Source organism: Streptococcus sanguinis, assembly GCF_026781265.1.
Lineage (GTDB): Bacteria > Bacillota > Bacilli > Lactobacillales > Streptococcaceae > Streptococcus > Streptococcus sanguinis_T.
This window is the reverse complement of record NZ_JAKUVC010000004.1, coordinates 133,350-151,051: the sequence shown is the minus strand read 5'-3', so window position 1 is coordinate 151,051 and position 17,702 is coordinate 133,350. Positions and strand designations below refer to the sequence as shown.

Annotated in this window: 16 protein-coding genes; 1 reads left to right on the top strand and 15 read right to left on the bottom strand. The window is 40.8% G+C overall.

All coding sequences use genetic code 11. From position 1 onward, the window contains the following. Positions 1-28: 28 nt before the first annotated feature. From MK370_RS06460 to MK370_RS06415, 10 genes are all read right to left on the bottom strand, one after another. On the bottom strand, positions 29-2,017 hold the full coding sequence (locus tag MK370_RS06460) for an ABC transporter permease (RefSeq protein WP_268684631.1): 1,989 nt from the start codon (positions 2,015-2,017) through the stop codon (positions 29-31). Beyond that, on the bottom strand, positions 2,017-2,778 hold the full coding sequence (locus tag MK370_RS06455) for an ABC transporter ATP-binding protein (RefSeq protein ID WP_268684630.1): 762 nt from the start codon (positions 2,776-2,778) through the stop codon (positions 2,017-2,019). Before MK370_RS06455 ends, MK370_RS06460 begins: the two co-directional genes overlap by 1 nt. 178 nt (positions 2,779-2,956) lie before the next feature. Next, positions 2,957-3,088 carry a hypothetical protein gene (locus tag MK370_RS06450; protein WP_009659231.1) on the bottom strand — a complete coding sequence of 44 codons (132 nt, stop codon included), beginning with the start codon at positions 3,086-3,088 and terminating at the stop codon, positions 2,957-2,959. Positions 3,089-3,361: 273 nt separating this feature from the next. After that, entirely contained in the window at positions 3,362-8,191 is a 4,830-nt protein-coding gene (locus MK370_RS06445) for a SpaA isopeptide-forming pilin-related protein (protein WP_268684629.1), read from the bottom strand. 296 nt (positions 8,192-8,487) lie between these two features. Continuing rightward, positions 8,488-9,228: a class I SAM-dependent methyltransferase gene (locus MK370_RS06440; RefSeq protein ID WP_268684628.1), complete on the bottom strand. Its 741-nt coding sequence runs from the start codon at positions 9,226-9,228 to the stop codon at positions 8,488-8,490. A gap of 186 nt (positions 9,229-9,414) precedes the next feature. Beyond that, positions 9,415-11,286: a SpaA isopeptide-forming pilin-related protein gene (locus tag MK370_RS06435; protein ID WP_268684627.1), complete on the bottom strand. Its 1,872-nt coding sequence runs from the start codon at positions 11,284-11,286 to the stop codon at positions 9,415-9,417. A gap of 293 nt (positions 11,287-11,579) precedes the next feature. Continuing rightward, positions 11,580-11,765, bottom strand: a complete 186-nt coding sequence (locus tag MK370_RS06430) for a hypothetical protein (protein ID WP_002899845.1) — start codon at positions 11,763-11,765, stop codon at positions 11,580-11,582. A gap of 33 nt (positions 11,766-11,798) precedes the next feature. Beyond that, a complete protein-coding gene (locus MK370_RS06425) occupies positions 11,799-12,155 on the bottom strand; it encodes a class Ib ribonucleoside-diphosphate reductase assembly flavoprotein NrdI (protein ID WP_002899844.1) in 357 nt (118 codons plus the stop codon). Further along, positions 12,156-12,503: a hypothetical protein gene (locus tag MK370_RS06420; RefSeq protein ID WP_268684626.1), complete on the bottom strand. Its 348-nt coding sequence runs from the start codon at positions 12,501-12,503 to the stop codon at positions 12,156-12,158. Positions 12,504-12,696: 193 nt separating this feature from the next. Then, positions 12,697-13,308, bottom strand: a complete 612-nt coding sequence (locus MK370_RS06415) for a TetR/AcrR family transcriptional regulator (protein WP_268684625.1) — start codon at positions 13,306-13,308, stop codon at positions 12,697-12,699. A gap of 106 nt (positions 13,309-13,414) precedes the next feature. On the opposite strand from MK370_RS06415, the gene MK370_RS06410 reads away from it, so the two are divergent. Then, on the top strand, positions 13,415-14,368 hold the full coding sequence (locus tag MK370_RS06410) for a hypothetical protein (RefSeq protein WP_268684624.1): 954 nt from the start codon (positions 13,415-13,417) through the stop codon (positions 14,366-14,368). Between the two features lie 191 nt (positions 14,369-14,559). Here the strand turns inward: MK370_RS06410 and MK370_RS06405 are convergent, their stop codons facing one another. The 5 genes from MK370_RS06405 to MK370_RS06385 form a co-directional block, all read right to left on the bottom strand. Then, positions 14,560-15,213 carry a hypothetical protein gene (locus tag MK370_RS06405; protein WP_268684623.1) on the bottom strand — a complete coding sequence of 218 codons (654 nt, stop codon included), beginning with the start codon at positions 15,211-15,213 and terminating at the stop codon, positions 14,560-14,562. A gap of 149 nt (positions 15,214-15,362) precedes the next feature. Continuing rightward, positions 15,363-15,848, bottom strand: coding sequence for an immunity protein YezG family protein (locus tag MK370_RS06400; protein ID WP_268684622.1), 486 nt, complete (start codon positions 15,846-15,848; stop codon positions 15,363-15,365). Positions 15,849-15,925: 77 nt separating this feature from the next. After that, entirely contained in the window at positions 15,926-16,636 is a 711-nt protein-coding gene (locus tag MK370_RS06395; protein WP_268684621.1) for a hypothetical protein, read from the bottom strand. Between the two features lie 163 nt (positions 16,637-16,799). Continuing rightward, complete coding sequence (locus MK370_RS06390) at positions 16,800-17,216, bottom strand: DUF3021 domain-containing protein (RefSeq protein WP_268684620.1); 417 nt, start codon at positions 17,214-17,216, stop codon at positions 16,800-16,802. 10 nt (positions 17,217-17,226) lie between these two features. Beyond that, positions 17,227-17,682 carry a LytTR family DNA-binding domain-containing protein gene (locus MK370_RS06385; RefSeq protein WP_061410523.1) on the bottom strand — a complete coding sequence of 152 codons (456 nt, stop codon included), beginning with the start codon at positions 17,680-17,682 and terminating at the stop codon, positions 17,227-17,229. Positions 17,683-17,702 lie beyond the last annotated feature (20 nt).

Here is a 17,702-nt window from a genome sequence, read left to right as displayed (position 1 = left end):
GAAAGCTATATGAATCCTGTCTCTACTATCACATTGCCACAATTTTGCGATAGCTGCGAGAAGTAATGAGAAAGACACCAACATATACTGCAATAAACAGAGCACAAACACCCAGAGTCACTACTAACATAAGTGTGGCATTCAGCACCCCTAAAGCAGATAAAATCAAGCTCAACATGTGATAGGCAAAAGCCAAATGAAGAAAGGCAAAGATTAGGGGTAGGAAGAAGACTATCAGAATCTGCCTACGAATCGTTTTCTTGATTTGTTTTTCGTCCAATCCAACCTTTTGTAAAATAACAAAGCCTTCTCGATCTTCATAGCCTTCAGAAATCTGCTTGTAGTAGATGATAAGAACAGTTCCAAGCATAAAAACGATTGATAGGAAAATTCCAATAAAGAACATACCACCTAGCATTCCTTTTATTTCTTGCTTATCAAAGGCAGTCACCGAACCATAAATAGCTTGATTTTCAGGTAAGGTGGTATTAAAACTGCTTAGCTTTTCTTGGTAAGCTTCTTTGAGTTTTCTCTGTTCTTCTTTTGGAAGCTTAAGATTTAATCCTCCATAATAGTTAACATTGACAGCGTAATCGTTCATTAATGAAGAAAAGATTTGACTCGGATTTTTAGCTACCATATAGATTTTTTCAGGCACTATCATATTCATCGGATCGGGTAGATTACCGAAAACGAAATCTTCTTTTAATTTTCTCTTGATTTTTAAATTTTTATCAGCTAGCTGTAAATCTTTTTTGCTATCTAGTTCCAGTCCTTGCTCAAATATGGTTACTTCATCATCTTTAAGCTGAAGATTTTGACCCGTCATTCCTTGATAATCACTCTCAGAAATGGCCAAAATATAAAGATTTGGAGCGAAGGATTTCTGTTCCTTAGAATAAATATCTAGCTGATTACCAGCTCGGCTTCTAACTCCTATCGTATAATACTGGTAAATAACTTTTTTACTAATCTGCAGCTGCTGCTCTTGAACAAACTCCGTCAAAGCTTGGTCCAGCACCTCACCTGTTACTTCTTTTCCTTGGATACTGAAATCATGCGGGAACATGGCATTCTGCATATAATCACCACCAGCATAAATGTTGGCTCCACCAGATAAGGTAACCAGAACCATTGTCGACAAAATAGAAATTGTCGCTAAACCAATTGCATTTTTCTTCATTCGAAAAATTAGATTAGATACCGAAATCATGTTATCAGGCTGGTAATAAAACGTCTTCTTCTTTTTCAAAAATTGTAAGAAAACAGTCGTTCCTGCATTGAAAAGCAGATAAGTCCCTAGAATAACAAAAAGTACGGCTACGAAGAAAATGATAATGGCTGCCATCGGATTAGATACACCTAAAGCAAGATAATATCCAAAAACAAGAGAAGACATACCAATAATAGTTTGCAAGAGTAAAAAGCGACTCTTTTTCTCCCCGCTATTTTTTTCTTTGACTAATTGTAGAGCATCAAACTTTCTTAAGTAAAAGCCATTTTTAATTACCAAACAGAAAAATACAAAAGCATAGAATATGATAATCAATACCATTACAAAAGGTTGAAAAGTCGAAACTAGAACTACCTTGGTCCCCATGAGCTTGAGCAAAAGGGCATAAATCAGCTGGTCAAAGAGAACACCAATAGTCAGCCCTAAGCTTACAGCCACTAGCCCGAAAATCAGAAGCTCAATAAAAGTCATAACAAAGAGATGACGCTTATTGAGACCTAGCATACCGTAAAGCCCCAGCTCCTTGGAGCGATTCTTCATGACAAATTGATTGGCATAAAAGACAATAATTCCAGCTGTGATGTTCACAATAACAACCCCTAGGACCAAAACAAGGACAACAGAGCTGGCACCTGTCATTTTAGATAGATTGGGGTTAAAAGCCAAGGAGTTGAAAATATAAGAAATGGCTACAGCCACACAGGTAGCCAGTGCAAACGGATAATAGAGACGGCGGTTCTTAATCAGATTGGATACCGCCAATTTTGCTGCTAATCGAAACACTAGTCCTTCACCTCACTTGCCATAACTGTCAGAGTATCAGAAATCTCTTGGAACATCTGCCGCTCGGTTTTGTCACCGCGGAAGATTTGATTATAGAGAATCCCATCCTTGATAAAGAGCACCCGCTTGGCGCGGCTAGCCGCTGCCGTTGAATGGGTCACCATGAGAATGGTCTGACCGCGTGCATTGATGTCGTCAAAGACATCCAGCAACGCAGCCGAAGACTTGGAATCCAAGGCTCCCGTCGGCTCATCCGCCAGCAGAATCTCAGGGTCTGTGATGATGGCCCGAGCCACTGCTACCCGCTGCTTCTGACCACCGGAAATCTCATAAGGAAACTTCTCTTGCAGCTTGTTAATCCCCAGCTCGTTGCAGGTTGTAACCAGCTTTTGCATCATCTCGGTAATGGGACGGCGAGAGAGGACCATCGGCAGGAGAATATTATCCTTGACCGACAGAGTATCCAGCAGATTGAAATCCTGAAAGACAAAGCCTAATTTCTCCCGGCGGAAGCTGGAAGCTTGGCTGTTTTTGATGGTTGCTGTGTCTGTTCCATTGAGAAAGACGCGGCCCTCAGTTGGCTTGTCCAGCATGGCTAGGATGTTGAGCAGGGTGGATTTCCCAGAGCCTGACTCCCCCATAATGGCGACATATTCGCCTTTTTCTACCGTAAAGTGAATGTCCTTCAGTGCCTCCACTTGGCTGCCATGAAAGCGGGTTTTATAAATTTTTTTCACATGCTGTACGTCTAATAATGTCATACTCGAACCTCTTCTTTATTTAACTTGATACTACTATCATACCGGAAAGACAGACAAGTTTCCATAACCTAATCTTTCATTTTGCCTGCCAATCTTACATTTTTGTCATCTTGTGCCCCAAGTCGGATAAAGAGAAAAGTTAACTGACCTTTCTCTTATCCTTGAATACTGGAATCTCTCAGTGACTGTACTGGAGCCAGAAATAATATTGACTGGAAGCACAGCCTAGGCGTGTCTTCTCGATTTCTTCCTTGGAAATCTTTTGAGCTTTAGGTTTACTTTGGCGATGGTTAAAAAGATTGATTTTCATAGCGGGCCTCCTTCTTGAAATCTGATTATTAGTTTGGAAGATAGTTATCTTCTTTTTCTTTACACTTATAGGATACCGAATTCCCAGACTAGCTGCCATAAGATAACCTTTCATTTTAGCCTGTAAACTTACATTTTTGTCACTTAGAAAAAATAGTTTTTGATTGCCCTTAAACTACGTTAATATCCTTAAATTCAACGATGTATATCGGCTTCTTTCGTCAAGCGCATAAAAAAAACAAGCGTCAATGCTCATTGACACTTGTTTTCTGTTTTATTTTTTAAAACGGATTCCGAAATAAACCCCACAACCAACTATGATAATCAAGCCTATAGCAAGTAGCGTAAAGCTGATTTCTGTACCTGTGAAAGGCAGAACTTTCTTCGAGTTCCCCTTATCTCCAGGTTTATCTTGGTCTTTATCTGTTGGTTTATCTTGATTTGATTTTTTCGGATCTGGATTATCCGTTTCTTTAGACGGCTCTTTGTCTGGACCAGTCGGTTTTGTTTGGTCAGTTACGACTGTTACTGTGCCATCGAGATTCACTTGGAACACAATGTCAGTAACAGCTAGGTAACCAGTTGGGGCTGCAGCTTCATGGAAGGTATATACCCCAGGAGCTAATCCAAGCTCATGCGATGTATTTGCTTCTGAAGTCCATTTCGCTACAGGATTGCCAGTTGCCTCTTTGCCTTGGAAAATTTGAATCTCTGCACCGGCAATCTCAGTACCGCCGAGGTTAACCTTACTGAAGGTCGCCTTACGTGGAAGATCATCATCCTTATCGGTAATAGTCACTTTGGAACCAGCGGTTACGACCTTGTTGTCTTCACCCTTAGCATCCTTCTCACCAACATTGGTCACTTCCACTGTACCATTATGGTTGACTTGGAAGGTGATGTCGGTCACTTTAAGGTAACCCGTTGGAGCCACTTCCTCATGGAAGGTGTAAATCCTTGGAGTCAAGTTGATGTCCTTAGACTTGTTAGCTTCAGATGTCCAGCTTTCAACTGCTGTGCCTTCAGCTTTCTCGCCCTTGTAAATCTTAATCTCTGCACCTGCGATTTCTGTTCCACCAAGGTTGACCTTACTGAAGATAATGGCTTTTGGGCTGTCATCGTCTTTATCCGTTACAGTCACTTTAGAACCGTCAGTCATGACCTTATTGTCTTCACCCTTAGAGTCTTTTTCACCGACATTGGTCACTTCCACTGTACCGTCAATTTTCACTTGGAAAGTGATGTCAGTCACTTTGAGGTAACCAGTCGGTGCCGCTTCCTCATGGAAGGTGTAAGTGCCTGGAGTCAAGTTGATATCCTTAGACTGACTAGCTTCAGATGTCCAGCTTTCGACAGCTGTGCCTTCTGCCTTGTCGCCCTTGTAGATCTTGATTTGAGCTCCTGCGATTTCTGTACCACCAAGGCTAACCTTGCTGAAGGTTATCTTACGTGGAAGGTCATCATCTTTATCGGTTACTGTAACAGTTGAGCCGTTGGTTACGACCTTGTTGTCTTCACCCTTAGAGTCTTTCTCTCCGACATTGGTTACTTCTACTGTTCCATCCGTTTTCACTTGGAAAGTGATGTCAGTCACTTTAAGGTAACCTGTTGGAGCCGCTTCCTCATGGAAAGTGTAAGTACCTGGTGCTAAGTTGATTTCTTTAGACTTACCAGCTTCAGATGTCCAGCTTTCGACTGCGTCACCCTCGGCCTTGTCGCCTTTGAAGATCTTGATTTGTGCACCTGCGATTTCAGTACCGCCGAGATTAACTTTACTGAAAGTAATAGTCTTGGGACTGTCATCGTCTTTATCCGTTACAGTAACTTTAGAACCATCGGTTACGACCTTGTTGTCTTCACCCTTAGAGTCTTTTTCTCCTACGCTAGTCACTTCCACTGTGCCATCATGTTTGACTTGGAATATGATGTCAGTCACTTTAAGGTAACCCGTTGGGGCTGCTTCCTCATGGAAGGTGTAAGTACCTGGTGCTATGTTGATGTCCTTAGACTTGTTTGCTTCGGATGTCCAGCTTTCTACGGCTGTACCTTCTGCCTTATCGCCTTTGAAGATCTTGATTTGTGCACCTGCGATTTCTGTACCACCAAGGTTGACCTTGCTGAAGGTCACCTTACGTGGGAGATCATCGTCCTTATCGGTTACTGTAACAGTTGAGCCGTTTGTTACGACCTTGTTCTCTTCACCCTTAGCGTCTTTTTCTCCTAAACTAGTCACTTCCACTGTGCCATCATGGTTGACTTGGAATGTGATGTCCGTTACTTTGAGGTAGCCTGTTGGGGCTGCTTCCTCATGGAAAGTATAAGTACCTGGAGGCAAGTTCAATTCTTTAGACTTACCAGCTTCAGATGTCCAGCTTTCTACTGGATTGCCTTCTGCCTTATCGCCCTTGTAGATCTTAATTTGAGCTCCTGCGATTTCTGTACCACCTAAGTTGACCTTACTGAAGGTAATCTTACGTGGAAGTTCATCATCCTTATCAGTAATAGTTACTGTTGAACCATTAGTCGTAACGGTGTTAGCTTCACCCTTAGAGTCTTTTTCGCCAATATTGGTCACTTCCACTGTACCGTCATGCTTGACTTGGAAAGTGATATCGGTCACTTTGAGGTAACCGGTTGGGGCTGCTTCCTCATGGAAGGTATAAGTGCCCGGAGGCAAGTTGATGTCCTTTGACTTACCAGCTTCGGATGTCCAGCTTTCGACTGCGTTCCCTTCAGCTTTTTCGCCCTTGTAAATCTTGATTTCCGCACCAGCGATTTCTGTACCGCCGAGGTTGACCTTACTGAAAGTAATGGCTTTCAGACTATTGTCCTCTTTATCGGTTACAGTAAGAACCAAGCCATTTGCTTCAACTGAATCTGTTGCACCTTTAGCATCAACTGTAATGGTACCATCGGAATGAACTGTGAATTTAATATCTTCTACAGCTACAAACCCAGCAGGAGCATGACTTTCTTTCAGAGAATATGTCCCTGGAGCCAATTTTACTACCTTAGATGCGTTGGCTTCGGATGTCCACTCTGCAACAGGTTTAGCTTCAGGACGAATCTGACTGCCTTTGTAGAGTTTCAATTTCGCCCCTGGGATTTCTTTCCCGTTTGGATCTACTTTTTTGATAGTCACATCACGTTCTGAATCGTCGTCCTTGTCTGTTACCTTCAAAGTTGCTCCGTCAGTCACAACCTTGTTGTTTTCACCTTTAGCGTCTTTCTCACCAACGTTTGTCACTTCCACTGTGCCGTCTGTTTTGACTTGGAAAGTGATGTCGGTTACTTTAAGGTAACCAGTTGGAGCGGCTTCCTCATGGAAGGTGTAAATACCAGGCTCCAAATTGATTTCTTTAGACTGATTAGTTTCGGAAGTCCAGCTTTCGACTGCTTGACCCTGCGCTTTGTTGCCTTTGAAAATCTTAATTTGAGCACCAGCAATCTCAGTACCGCCTAGGTTGACCTTACTGAAGGTAATGGCTTTAGGACTATTGTCCTCCTTGTCGGTAATCGTCAGAATTGAACCCGCTGCTTGAACGGTATCTTCTGCTCCTTTTTTCACAAGAGCAACAGTTCCATTAGCACCTACAGTAAATGTGATATCTTCAACATATTGATAACCAGCAGGAGCATTAGCTTCGGTCAGCGTATAGGTTCCTGGAGACAGTTTTATTACTTTAGAAGTGTCAGCCTCAGAAGTCCAGTCTGCAACAGGAGCTTCTTCCTGTTCAACATGATCACCTTTATAGATTTTTAGTTCCGCACCAGGAATTAATTTTCCGTTTGGATCTACCTTTTTGAAGGTTATATCCTGTTCGGTTACCGTCTTCTTATTGACGATTTCACGCGATACAGATTTGTCTGACCCAAAATCCTGGGAACCAATCTTAATTTCCTCAGTTAATTTATCATATCCTGTAGGAGGAGTCACTTCACGGATAGTATAATCATCGCGCAACAAGTCACCTAAGTTGGCATTCCCGTTAGAATCTGTGGTTAATTTTCCGACAACTGCTCCGCTTCGATCACGAACAACTTCAAATTCAGCACCTTGCAGGTTCTCACCATTTTCATTCACCTTATGGAGCTTAATGGTGAAAACATAGCCTTCTCCAACACCGCCAGCAATCTGATAAGAGCGATTTTCAGCTGATGTCGTTGTTTGACCACCATTATAGGTCATGGTAGCACTGTTGGAAACGCGCTCACCATCAACTAGATCGTAATCTGCTTTTGTCTTATAGTCCAGCAAATACCCGAAACCATCCATGTCGCCAAGGTCAATCGTGAATCCATCACCCGCGGCATTCTCCGTGATTTTTGATTGGAAATTAGCTGTCACGTCTTCTGTTGAATCCCGCACCCAATCTCCATTATTCCAGCGCCAAGCAATTTTGTAGACCCGAATTGAGTCCCTCATGATTTTAAAATTAGGCGAGGTAATTTTGTCAGTTATCGTTACTCCGGTATAATGCTCCATATTGCGGTTAATCGCAATATTGTAATGAACCTCGTTCTTACCGTCTTCTGCTGCCTGATAAGAGCTCTTCTCAATTTTTGAGTCATATCTTTTGGGTGGTCCATTATAATGGACGATTCCCGGATACAACATCCGACCTCCTACGGTAAATCCACCATTCAAGTCACCTTCTTGTCTCACAACATCATGGTCAACTCGTGCATAGAAGAAGAATTCTCCTTGGACACCAGACTTTTGCTCAACATAATTTGTATAGGTCAAAGTAATGGTCTTGTTGGTTGAATCCAAAAATCCATTTGCCACTACGTTATCCGAGCCGTCCTTAAGCTCAATAGCTGAAGAGTTCCCAAAAGCATACTCAGAAGGCAAGGTGATTTTTGTCGTATCTCCTTGATGTACTTGGTTATCCGGCAAGACAAACTTTGCGTAAACTCGAAAAGTTTCCCAAATATCAATTCCCTGCGTCAAATCACCACCTGAAGAATTCTTCAGGCTCATCTCAGTGATAACATCACCAAACTCAGCTGCTTGAACCTGAGTAAGAGGAGCAACTGATGGCAAAATGACTCCTAAACAAAGAATAATAAGGTGGAGCAATGCTCTAATCCTTTTGTTCATGCAATTTTCCTTTCTCACAATATTCAGTTTTAAATGTACAATGTAATTGTATACTAACTGAGCTTCCCCATCTTGTCAGTGCCCACTTTCTAAAAAGCGAACATTTATAGATACATTACATCTACATTTTATCATACTATAAGAAAAATGGCTATACACAAAAGGAGATTTTTTTAACATTTGTTTACCTTTTTGTCATTTAGCATGAAGGAATATTTTTCTAACAATTAAACTGTATCGAATGTTTCTTTTATTCAGAATCAAAAAAACCGGAAACAAAGTCCGGTTCTAATCATTTATTTCCTAAATGTCAGGGCATAAAATTTCCCGTCCCAGAGGAGTTTCAACTCCTTCTCTTTGACTCCGGCCGGTATAGCGGCCTCAATTTCTCCCAGATCAACAGTAGCGTCCTTAAAATAGTCCTTGCTGAAGTGGTTCTTCTTATATTGCTGGTCCACATAGTCTGCCGTCTCGTCTGAAATCATAATCTTAGTCCCTGGCTTAGCCACCCGCAGCATTTCCTGCATAGCCTTGGCCTTATCGCTAAAGAAATTAATCCCGCCGATATGATAGACGATGTCAAAGCTATTATCTGCAAAGGGCAGATCCTCCGCACAAGCATGAAAGAGCTGCAGATTGGTCTTCTTGGCGCAGGATTTTTGACATTTTTTCAGCATGCCTTTAGAAATATCTGCCCCAACAAAGTCTAGGCTTTTCAGGTCAATATTCTCAGGAATATAGCACAGGTCGTGGCCTGTTCCGATAGAGACATAAAGAACTGACAAATGCTCCTTCCATTCTATTTCTGACATCAGATCCCTTCTCAACTTGTCGACTGTCTTGCCATAGAGAAAGCCACCCAGCCATTTCTCACTCATATCATACCAGCGAGCAAAACGATTGTACATGGTCATATACTTGGCATTGTCCCCTGAGACATAGTCCGGATTCAGCGCCAGATAGATGTCTCCGTCTTTTTGAAGATCCTCTAACTTCAATCCTGGCTTCAGCTTCTCTTGTATTTTTGTATCTGTCATATCTTCTGTCTCCTTTTTCTATTTGCCATTTATTATAGAGGATTCTGAGACAAAAACAAGAGTTTTTCCGTAAGTGGCTGCCCTGCATGAGTAACTGGAAGAAATTGCTCAATAAGCTGCAAAAAAACTAGACAAAAAATGTGCAAACAAAAGAAGATAAAGCATTCTGCTCTATCCTCTCTTTATTTATTTGCTCAGTCGAGTCTTACGGTAAAGTCCTAAAAGAGCCAGGACTACTAGACCAGCAAGAACTAGTCCAAGGCTTTCAGCAGAGCCAGTCGCAGGAAGAACTTTTTTAGATTTTCCTTGACCGTCTGCTGCTTTATCAGAATCAGATGATGGATTTGAATCTGATGATTGACTTGGCTTGGTACCACCTTGAACCGACCTATCCGGTGTGCTTGGTTCAGTAGGTGCCGCTTGGTCAGTAATGAACAACTTACCGTCTGTATATTCTACAGCATTGCTATTGGCATCTAGGACCGTTACTGAGCCATCTTCATTGACTTGGAAGATAATATCAGTCACAGCCAAGTAACCTGTCGGAGCCGCTTCTTCATGGAAGGTGTAAACACCCGGCTCCAAGTTGATTTCTTTAGATTTGTCAGCTTCTGAAGTCCAAGATGCGACAGGACTGCCCTTGCTTTCCCGTCCCTTGAAAATCAGAATCTGCGCACCAGCAATTTCCTCACCAGCTAGATTGACCTTGCTGAAGGTTATCTGTTTGTCTGTTGGACTTTGAGTTTGCTTATTGACTACATTGACTGCAACCAATCTGCTGTCCCCAGAATCTCCAGATGCCGGACTGCCTACGTTCAAAGTCTTACCAAAATCCGTCGGGCTGATAGTAATATCCTCAGTCAAACGATCATAACCAGCTGGAGCAGTCGTTTCACGCAGGATATAAGTGTCGCGCAGAAGGTTGCCAACCTCTGCATTGCCATCCGCGTCAGTCGTGATGGTACCGACCACCTTATTGGTCGCTTTCCGCACCACTTCAAAGACTGCACCGCTCAGAGAGGCATTAGACTCATCTGTCTTGTGAACCTTCACCTTGAAGTTATAGCCTTCTGACTTTCCGCCAGCAATCTGATAAGAGTATTCATTAGTTACAGACACTGTCTCGGTATTGTTGTAGTTCATAGTAGCCTTATTTCCTACAACTTCTCCATCAGCCAAATCATAGTCAGCCAATGTCTTGTACTCAACTAGGTAGCCGAAACCTTCTACATCTCCGAAGTTGATTGTCAAGCTATCGCCTTCAGCGCCAAAGGTCATTTTAGACTGGAAGTCTGCTGTTACGTCTTCAGTCGAATCACGCGCCCAATCTCCATTATTCCAGCGCCAAGAAACCTTATACACTCGTACAGAGTCTTGAACAATCTTAGCGTTTGTATCACCCAGCTTGTCCGTCACAGAGACATTTTTGTAGTTCCCCATATTACGGTTAATGGCCACATTGTAGCGGATTTCATTCTTAGCATCAGCATCCCACTGAAAAGCACTCTTTTCTAACAGAGACTCATACTTTTTCGGCGGCCCATTATAGTGAATGCTGCCGGCTGGAATCCTATTATTGCCTACCGTGAAAGTAGCTGGAATATCCCTTTCCTCTGTGACAACTTCGTGGTCAATCCGCGAATAGAAGAAAAACTCGCCTCTGACACTGGACTTCTGCTCCACATAGTCTGTGTATGTCAGTGTGATGGTCTTGGCATCGCTATCCAGGACTCCATTAGCCACCAGGGCTCCGCTTTCATCCTTGAGCTCAATAGCTGAAGAATTCCCAAAGGTAAACTCATTCGGCAAATGAATCACTGTTGTATCACCCGCATGGGCTTGGTTGTCCGGCAGGGCAAACTTAGCATAGACGCGGAAGGTCTGCCAGATATCTACACCATTGGTCAGCTGCTCACCAGAGTTAGTGGTCAGGTGCATCTCAGTGATGACATCATTGAGCTCCGCCGCATGAGCCTTAAGGGTTCCGGCTAGGAAAGGCAGGAACACACCTAGACAGAGAATGATGAGCTGAAACCATACTCTCAGTTTTTTATTCATGCAATCTTCCTTTCTCACAAGTAAAATTTGTTTAAAAGTACAGCGTATTGGCCAGCCAGTCGAACACGTTCTTTTCATGTTTTTCTGCCTTTTTGACAAACACTGGAAAGACAATACTAATTCATTGTACCATATTGACTATTAAAAAACTATAGGAATGCTCACAGGGTTTTATCATAAAAAAGGAGAAAGAAGACGCTAAGCCTTCTCTCTCCTTTATGGTAGGCAAAACAGGCCAAAAGATGACCTAAAAATCATTGAACAACTTCAGCTCTTCTATTTTGACAAAAAAGTCAATCTTTCTGTGACGCACTGGAAGTTGCATCTACCTGATTCTGAGCTGTTTCTTCTTGTTTGGAAGAATTTCTTTCCGTCTTATCTGAAGTGTCGGGCTCTTTCTGTGTATGCCCGCAGGCCGTTAGGATAAAGACAGAAATCAGAGCCAAAAACAAGCTCCCAATTTTCTTGAACCTAGGCATACGAGTCCTCCATTTATGCGAAACTTGATGAGGCTAGCACTTCGCCAAAAATGCCTGCACAGTCTTGACATCTTCTGGAGTTCCGCCTTGGTCAATATCGCAGATATGCTGGAGCCCATATTTTTCGATAATCAAAGCCGTCGCCCCGCAGAAGGTCCGGCCGTGTTTAACAGAGTCACCATTGTTAACAAAACCTTTAATCAGCCCAGGATGTTTCTTGATAAAGCGTTTGGTAGACCAAGGAATTTTCCCAGCACCAGCATTTCGAGTAATGAGAATACAGGGCTCTTCCAGTTTCTCCTTGATGGTCTGGGTCGGATAGCCCAGTGATTCTGCAAATCGTTTACCAATACCAGTATTTGAATCATAAACTACAATCATCTTCATCACCTACTTTCTTAAAAAAAGGATAGCAAACCATGCCGCAAAACCTAAAACCACGACATCTGAGATGAGCATAAGCATGAACTCCAAATCTGGCATCATGTGAATGTACATCAGCAATGACAAAGTTGTCAAAGCCAGTGCCGTCAGCTTAACAACTGCCGGCAAGCCCGGAATCAAAGCTGCTCCTATTAGGATAATAATGAGCCCACCGACTAAAAGTGTCTGAAAATCCATATTTAAACTAATACCTACTGCCACAACTCCGTAGCCAATGGTCAAAAGACCAATCACCACCAGACAGATACCCAAAATAGCCATTCCACTCATGGCAAATCCTCCTTGCTTATTCATTTTTTCCTCACTTTCTATTTTTGAATGAATAGTTCCAATTACTCATTAAAAACTTTCTAAAAAATAATCCACTTTATCTAATTACGTTTCTTCCCATTCCCGAATCACAGGACATAAGACATCACCTCCTTTGTTTGTGAATGAATGATTTTATAAATTCATTCACACTCGCTTCTAAGAAAAGGAATTTCCTCTATTTGGAAAAAATCCCCTTAACAAAATATTTCACTAAAGTCTCAAGACTATCGAAGTAGCCTGAAAATTCCTGCTCCGTGACATGCATGTCTATGTAGTAAATCAAGTCATAAACCTTCATGATCTCAGCTATTTTCTCCTTCGAAAACCCCTCTTCCTGCAAGCGCTGGCTGAAGGTCTGAATCAGAAACTGATGAAAGGCATTGGACGCTCGTCCGGCATCCTGATTATAGTAATCGTGCAGAATCTGAGAAATGCCTGGCTTGTTCCACTCGGCCAGAATTTTATTGGGTGAAATCAACTCAAAAGTGACTGCAAAAAGCTGTTCAACGATTGCCTCGGGCTCCCCCTGCCAGTCCACACGTCGCATGGTTTCCTCACGTATACGGCTATTTTCGGCTACATAAACCTCCAAGAAGATAGCTTCCTTGGACGCATAGTACTTGTAAAAGGACCCGACAGCCATATGGCTCTTCTTAGCAATATCAGAAATTCCAGCTGCCTTATAGCCTTTTTCCGCAAAGACTTCTCTAGCCGCAGCCAGGAGCTCATTTTTTTTATCCATTTCCACGCCTCTTTTGTGAATGAATTTTATTTTGTGTTCATTCATATCTTAACACAATCTTTCCACTTGTCAAGCATTTATGTTATACTATACAAAAAAAGATAGTTTGCTAATCAAATTATTTTTTAGATTATATTTTGGAGGTTGGGCTATGCTCAAGGAAAGACGTAACCAGGGTAGCATCGCCCTACTGGTAATTACTTTTATTTTTCTAGCAGTTGCTGCAGTGATGGGATTTATCCAATACCAAAAAGTCAACACAAAGACTGCCTATGATCGAAATAGCGATCCTGGAGCAGATTCAGCAGTCTATGCTGAAGTGTCATATATTTTTCCAGAGGCTCTGATTGAAGTTGAAGATAATACTCAAGTTTGGCTGGTTGCTTACCAAGACGGATATGTTGGTCTGCAGACTAAAAAAGGGGACAAGCAGATTGCCCAGCTCTTGGAAAAAGAGAAAAAGGGCGAGCTGGAAAAAAATCCTGTCCGAATCGTTGGCTCTTATGTTAATGCTAACTCCCCTAAAAAAAATCAGGGATATATCTCTAATTATGGCAGCCTCGTTCGCGGTCTCCTAGCAGACAATCCCGAAGTCATCACAGTAATGTCAAGCAGCTCCTATATCTCTATCACTGAATTTGAATCTGACAATCTTGCATTCATGTTCTACATTCTGTTTTTGATTGGTCTCTGTGTTTTCTTTGTCGTTATAGGAATTATCGGCCGCAAGAAAAATATCGCTGCCTACGAAGAAATCTATGCAGCCTATACAGAGGCCAAGGACAATCTCAATATCCTGCTGGAGCAAGCTTCTTTCCACGACGATGTGCTGAAAATTGCTGTTTATAAAGACCATCTCATTACCTACTATAGAGGTTTCAAGGCGATTGATCTCAAACAGGTCATCCATCTCTACCACCACATTCTGACCATGCAGCGCGGCTTCGTTGCTTCAAACAGAAACTCAACCTTAGTTGCTATTCGAAACAATCAAAAGAAATACCAAATGCCTTTTAAGAATATTGGTAAAACAACAGACACCAAACTCCAGTCAACCTTTGACTATCTCTACAACCACTTCCCTCATATCCGATTGGGAGTGTAAATGACTATAAAATAAAGCTAGGTTAATCCTAGCTTTAAATCTCAGACAAACTACTTCTAAGTTTGTCTTTTTTATTTTATAAAGCACAAGAAATAATTTTTTATTTACTAAGTATTTGCTCTCATATTTTCAATCCAGAGTATCAATCAGTAATAACTCCAAGTTTCCCTCCACTATTCCCATAGAGCCAACTAATTCCTCCTCAAATATACTTGTTTTGCCATCCTTTCATTGCAATAGTCCAAAATATATTCATTAATCCACTTACCTTTGTTTTGATAGCGTCCCATCTCTTTTTTAGACAATAGTTCTTCAGCTATTTCTTTTGCTTCTTTGTAGTGTTTGTTATGAATCAAAAGAAGCATCATCATTAAATCATGGCTATACATATAGCGATTATCCAATTCCTTGACATTCTTCAAAAAATCTTCAAAAGAAGCTAAGTTATCAATGATTTCTAATACTTCTTCATGGACCTTTTTCCAACGAGCCAATATATATCCTGCAATATCAAGCCCCTCTAACCGTTCTCGTTCAGACGAAAAAACAACAGGGACCCCGATAACTTTAAAGGAACCTACAGCACGCAGACTAATGGGCTCTTGCGAATTCCCTTTCATATCAAAAACATCCCAAAAAACATCATCTATCACAAAAGGTTTGATGTAAGCAATCACAGAAAAACTAAATTCATTATCAGGAAAACCAAATGTAGGAACATAGTAAATAAAATAATCTCGATACTTTAAAAAATAGGTTTCTGATCTACTGTTTAAGTCCAACTGTTTCGATAACTGTTTTATCAACTGTTTGACTTCCTTTTTTTGAGCTTGTGTTGTAGCCATTACTGTTCATTCCCTTTCATTCTATACTCGGTCTAATCACTTCAATTTTTGTACCAGGCGGTATTTTAAAGCCATCTTTGAATATTTCCTTAAGTTTGCCAACACTTCAATCATCTCGCTAATTGGTTGGATTACTTTTATCAAACATTCTACTTGCCATTATGTTCCTGCTGGAAGGCTTCCATTGCTTTGAACTGCTCTAATTCTTTTTCATTGGCTGGTTGCTTGTCCAAGTATTTATACTCAAACAAGTCCATTCGAGCACTTGGACCATAACCACTTTCCAACCATGGCGCATAATCGTAGTCTACTGATAACTTGTTATTTTCGTCTAAATGGATGATACAAATATACCAATCTGCCAAGTCGTTCTCAACAAATACTTTTTTTAATTCTTGTGACTTCTCAAACAATCGATCTGTTTGACTATAAATTTCGAATTTATCTACACCAAAATCTCTAGGAATGTATAAATAATAGTGATATTCATTCTTATATTTAAAATAAAAATAAACTTCTCCACTAAATGTTTTGTCCATTTCAATTACAATATACAAATCATCCCACTCAACTGGAATCATATCGTTGGCTTGATGCACGATTTCGATAATTTTTTCTTTAATTAGTTCTTCCATATTTTCCTCTTTCTAGTTTGCTAAGTTGTAGCTGGCAAATCTTGTCCATTCTAAACCTTATTGACACAAGATTCTTTTTAAAAATCCAAACCAATGACAATCCATTCATCAATGATATCCCAAAAATTTAGGTTGCCTTTAGGAAGCTCTTTGGTAGACCAAAGATAAGCTCCTGTCTCCAGATCTTGGTTTAAATCAAGTACCACATAAGTGCCGATACCATTACTGAAAAAGTTATAGCAAGAGGTCAAATCCATATCCAATTGGTCTTCATATTCCCATTCAAAATCAGAAACTGGATTAATGACTTTCAAAGCATCCAATCCCATACTCTTACTAGTAAAATCATAAAAACCATTATGAATTTTCGTATAGAAATCAATAATACTATTATCAATTTTTTCTATCGGATACTTTATCTTTTCCTTAAATTCTTGTTCAGTTACTGGATTTTTCCCCTCATAGAAAAATTCCATTTTAGTTTTGAAACCAAGAATAGTATACAAAACAGAATATTCATCTCCGATTTTCATCAACTCAATATTAGTTAAATAAGTTTGCAAATAAAGAATGGTATTGCTTAGTTCTCTTGCAAGGTATTTTCTCCATTCTTCTAAAATAGCTGCTTTTCTATCTTCCAAATTATCAGTTAGAAAAGCAACTTTCCAATATTCTGGAATGGGAGCATTCAAAATAGTTGATTCATCGGTTACAAACTCCACTTTCTTTTCAGACGATAGCGTATATTTGTTTAAAAATGCAATCTTTTCATTTACCATTTTATCCATCTTCACCTCCGAATTTTTTTAAAATCAACTTATTTGTATCTCTAGTATACCACAAAGCAAATCTCCGAGCTTCTTCAGATAAAAAACCACCTCAGGAGGTGGTTTTTATACATACAAACTATTTTTCATTATATTCTTGCTAGAAAGTTTCATTAGCCTTGAACTATCTTACTTCTTTTTCCCTTCTGCGTTTGTTCAAGGCACTATTAATCTTCTTGGTCTTAAGATTTGTATCCAAGTAAAGATAGAGCCATACAAAGAGATAAATCAGAATAAAATCTAGCCAGAAATGCCAGTTGGCAATTAAAAATCCCCAGTTATTATAGACCATGAAACAGCATACTAAGACTGCGACAGCGGCGAAATGCAGTAAAATCGAGACTGAAAAAGAGAATCGGTCTTCAAGAGTTTTTAACATTGAACTGATGAGCCCAATCAAGCCGCTCATCACCATGACACTGACGATATTACTTGTTGTGGGCGGATGTTTTTGAATAGAGAGCGCAAGGACAATCAGATAGACTGCACTCCCTGTCTGGATGCCCATCAATATAGCGTGTAGACATTTTTTTATACTCATCACTTACCTCCTAGATTCCCAGATATTCCATCAAGAGTTTGACATAGCGACGGCTGACTTCGGTTTTGATTTGATTGGTCAGCTTGGCCGTCATATTGCCAGAAAAGCTGTCAGACAAAGACTCCAGATGGTCAATATTGATGACAGCATGCCGGGAAACCTGGATAAAGTTCGAGCTGCTAATCCGCTGCTGAAAGCGAGTCAAGGTCTCTGTCGTCTGGTAAATGCCTTCTCTGCTGTAAATCATCAAAGTTGTCTGGTTGATGTCTGCTAGGATTATATCTTCAGTCTTCAGCATGACCAGTTTATCATCCGACTTGATAGGCAGGACACCACTAGGCCCTGCCTTGTACTGCTCTAAATAATCTAAGATGGCCTTGGCTTCTGCCGCTAACTGGTCTGCCTTGACCACAACCAGCGGATCCTTGGATGAAATGGTTGGATCTGTTTCAAATTTTGCTTGCAAGAGGAAGCTCCCTATTCACA

What these genes read in the sequence shown, in the direction of transcription:
- MK370_RS06455 (WP_268684630.1), bottom strand. Translation starts at nt 2,778, where the DNA reads ATGACATTATTAGACGTACAGCATGTGAAAAAAATTTATAAAACCCGC.
- MK370_RS06450 (WP_009659231.1), bottom strand. Translation starts at nt 3,088, where the DNA reads ATGAAAATCAATCTTTTTAACCATCGCCAAAGTAAACCTAAAGCTCAA.
- MK370_RS06445 (WP_268684629.1), bottom strand. Translation starts at nt 8,191, where the DNA reads ATGAACAAAAGGATTAGAGCATTGCTCCACCTTATTATTCTTTGTTTA.
- MK370_RS06440 (WP_268684628.1), bottom strand. Translation starts at nt 9,228, where the DNA reads ATGACAGATACAAAAATACAAGAGAAGCTGAAGCCAGGATTGAAGTTA.
- MK370_RS06435 (WP_268684627.1), bottom strand. Translation starts at nt 11,286, where the DNA reads ATGAATAAAAAACTGAGAGTATGGTTTCAGCTCATCATTCTCTGTCTA.
- MK370_RS06430 (WP_002899845.1), bottom strand. Translation starts at nt 11,765, where the DNA reads ATGCCTAGGTTCAAGAAAATTGGGAGCTTGTTTTTGGCTCTGATTTCT.
- MK370_RS06420 (WP_268684626.1), bottom strand. Translation starts at nt 12,503, where the DNA reads ATGAATAAGCAAGGAGGATTTGCCATGAGTGGAATGGCTATTTTGGGT.
- MK370_RS06415 (WP_268684625.1), bottom strand. Translation starts at nt 13,308, where the DNA reads ATGAATGAACACAAAATAAAATTCATTCACAAAAGAGGCGTGGAAATG.
- MK370_RS06410 (WP_268684624.1), top strand. Translation starts at nt 13,415, where the DNA reads ATGCTCAAGGAAAGACGTAACCAGGGTAGCATCGCCCTACTGGTAATT.
- MK370_RS06405 (WP_268684623.1), bottom strand. Translation starts at nt 15,213, where the DNA reads ATGGCTACAACACAAGCTCAAAAAAAGGAAGTCAAACAGTTGATAAAA.
- MK370_RS06400 (WP_268684622.1), bottom strand. Translation starts at nt 15,848, where the DNA reads ATGGAAGAACTAATTAAAGAAAAAATTATCGAAATCGTGCATCAAGCC.
- MK370_RS06395 (WP_268684621.1), bottom strand. Translation starts at nt 16,636, where the DNA reads ATGGATAAAATGGTAAATGAAAAGATTGCATTTTTAAACAAATATACG.
- MK370_RS06390 (WP_268684620.1), bottom strand. Translation starts at nt 17,216, where the DNA reads ATGAGTATAAAAAAATGTCTACACGCTATATTGATGGGCATCCAGACA.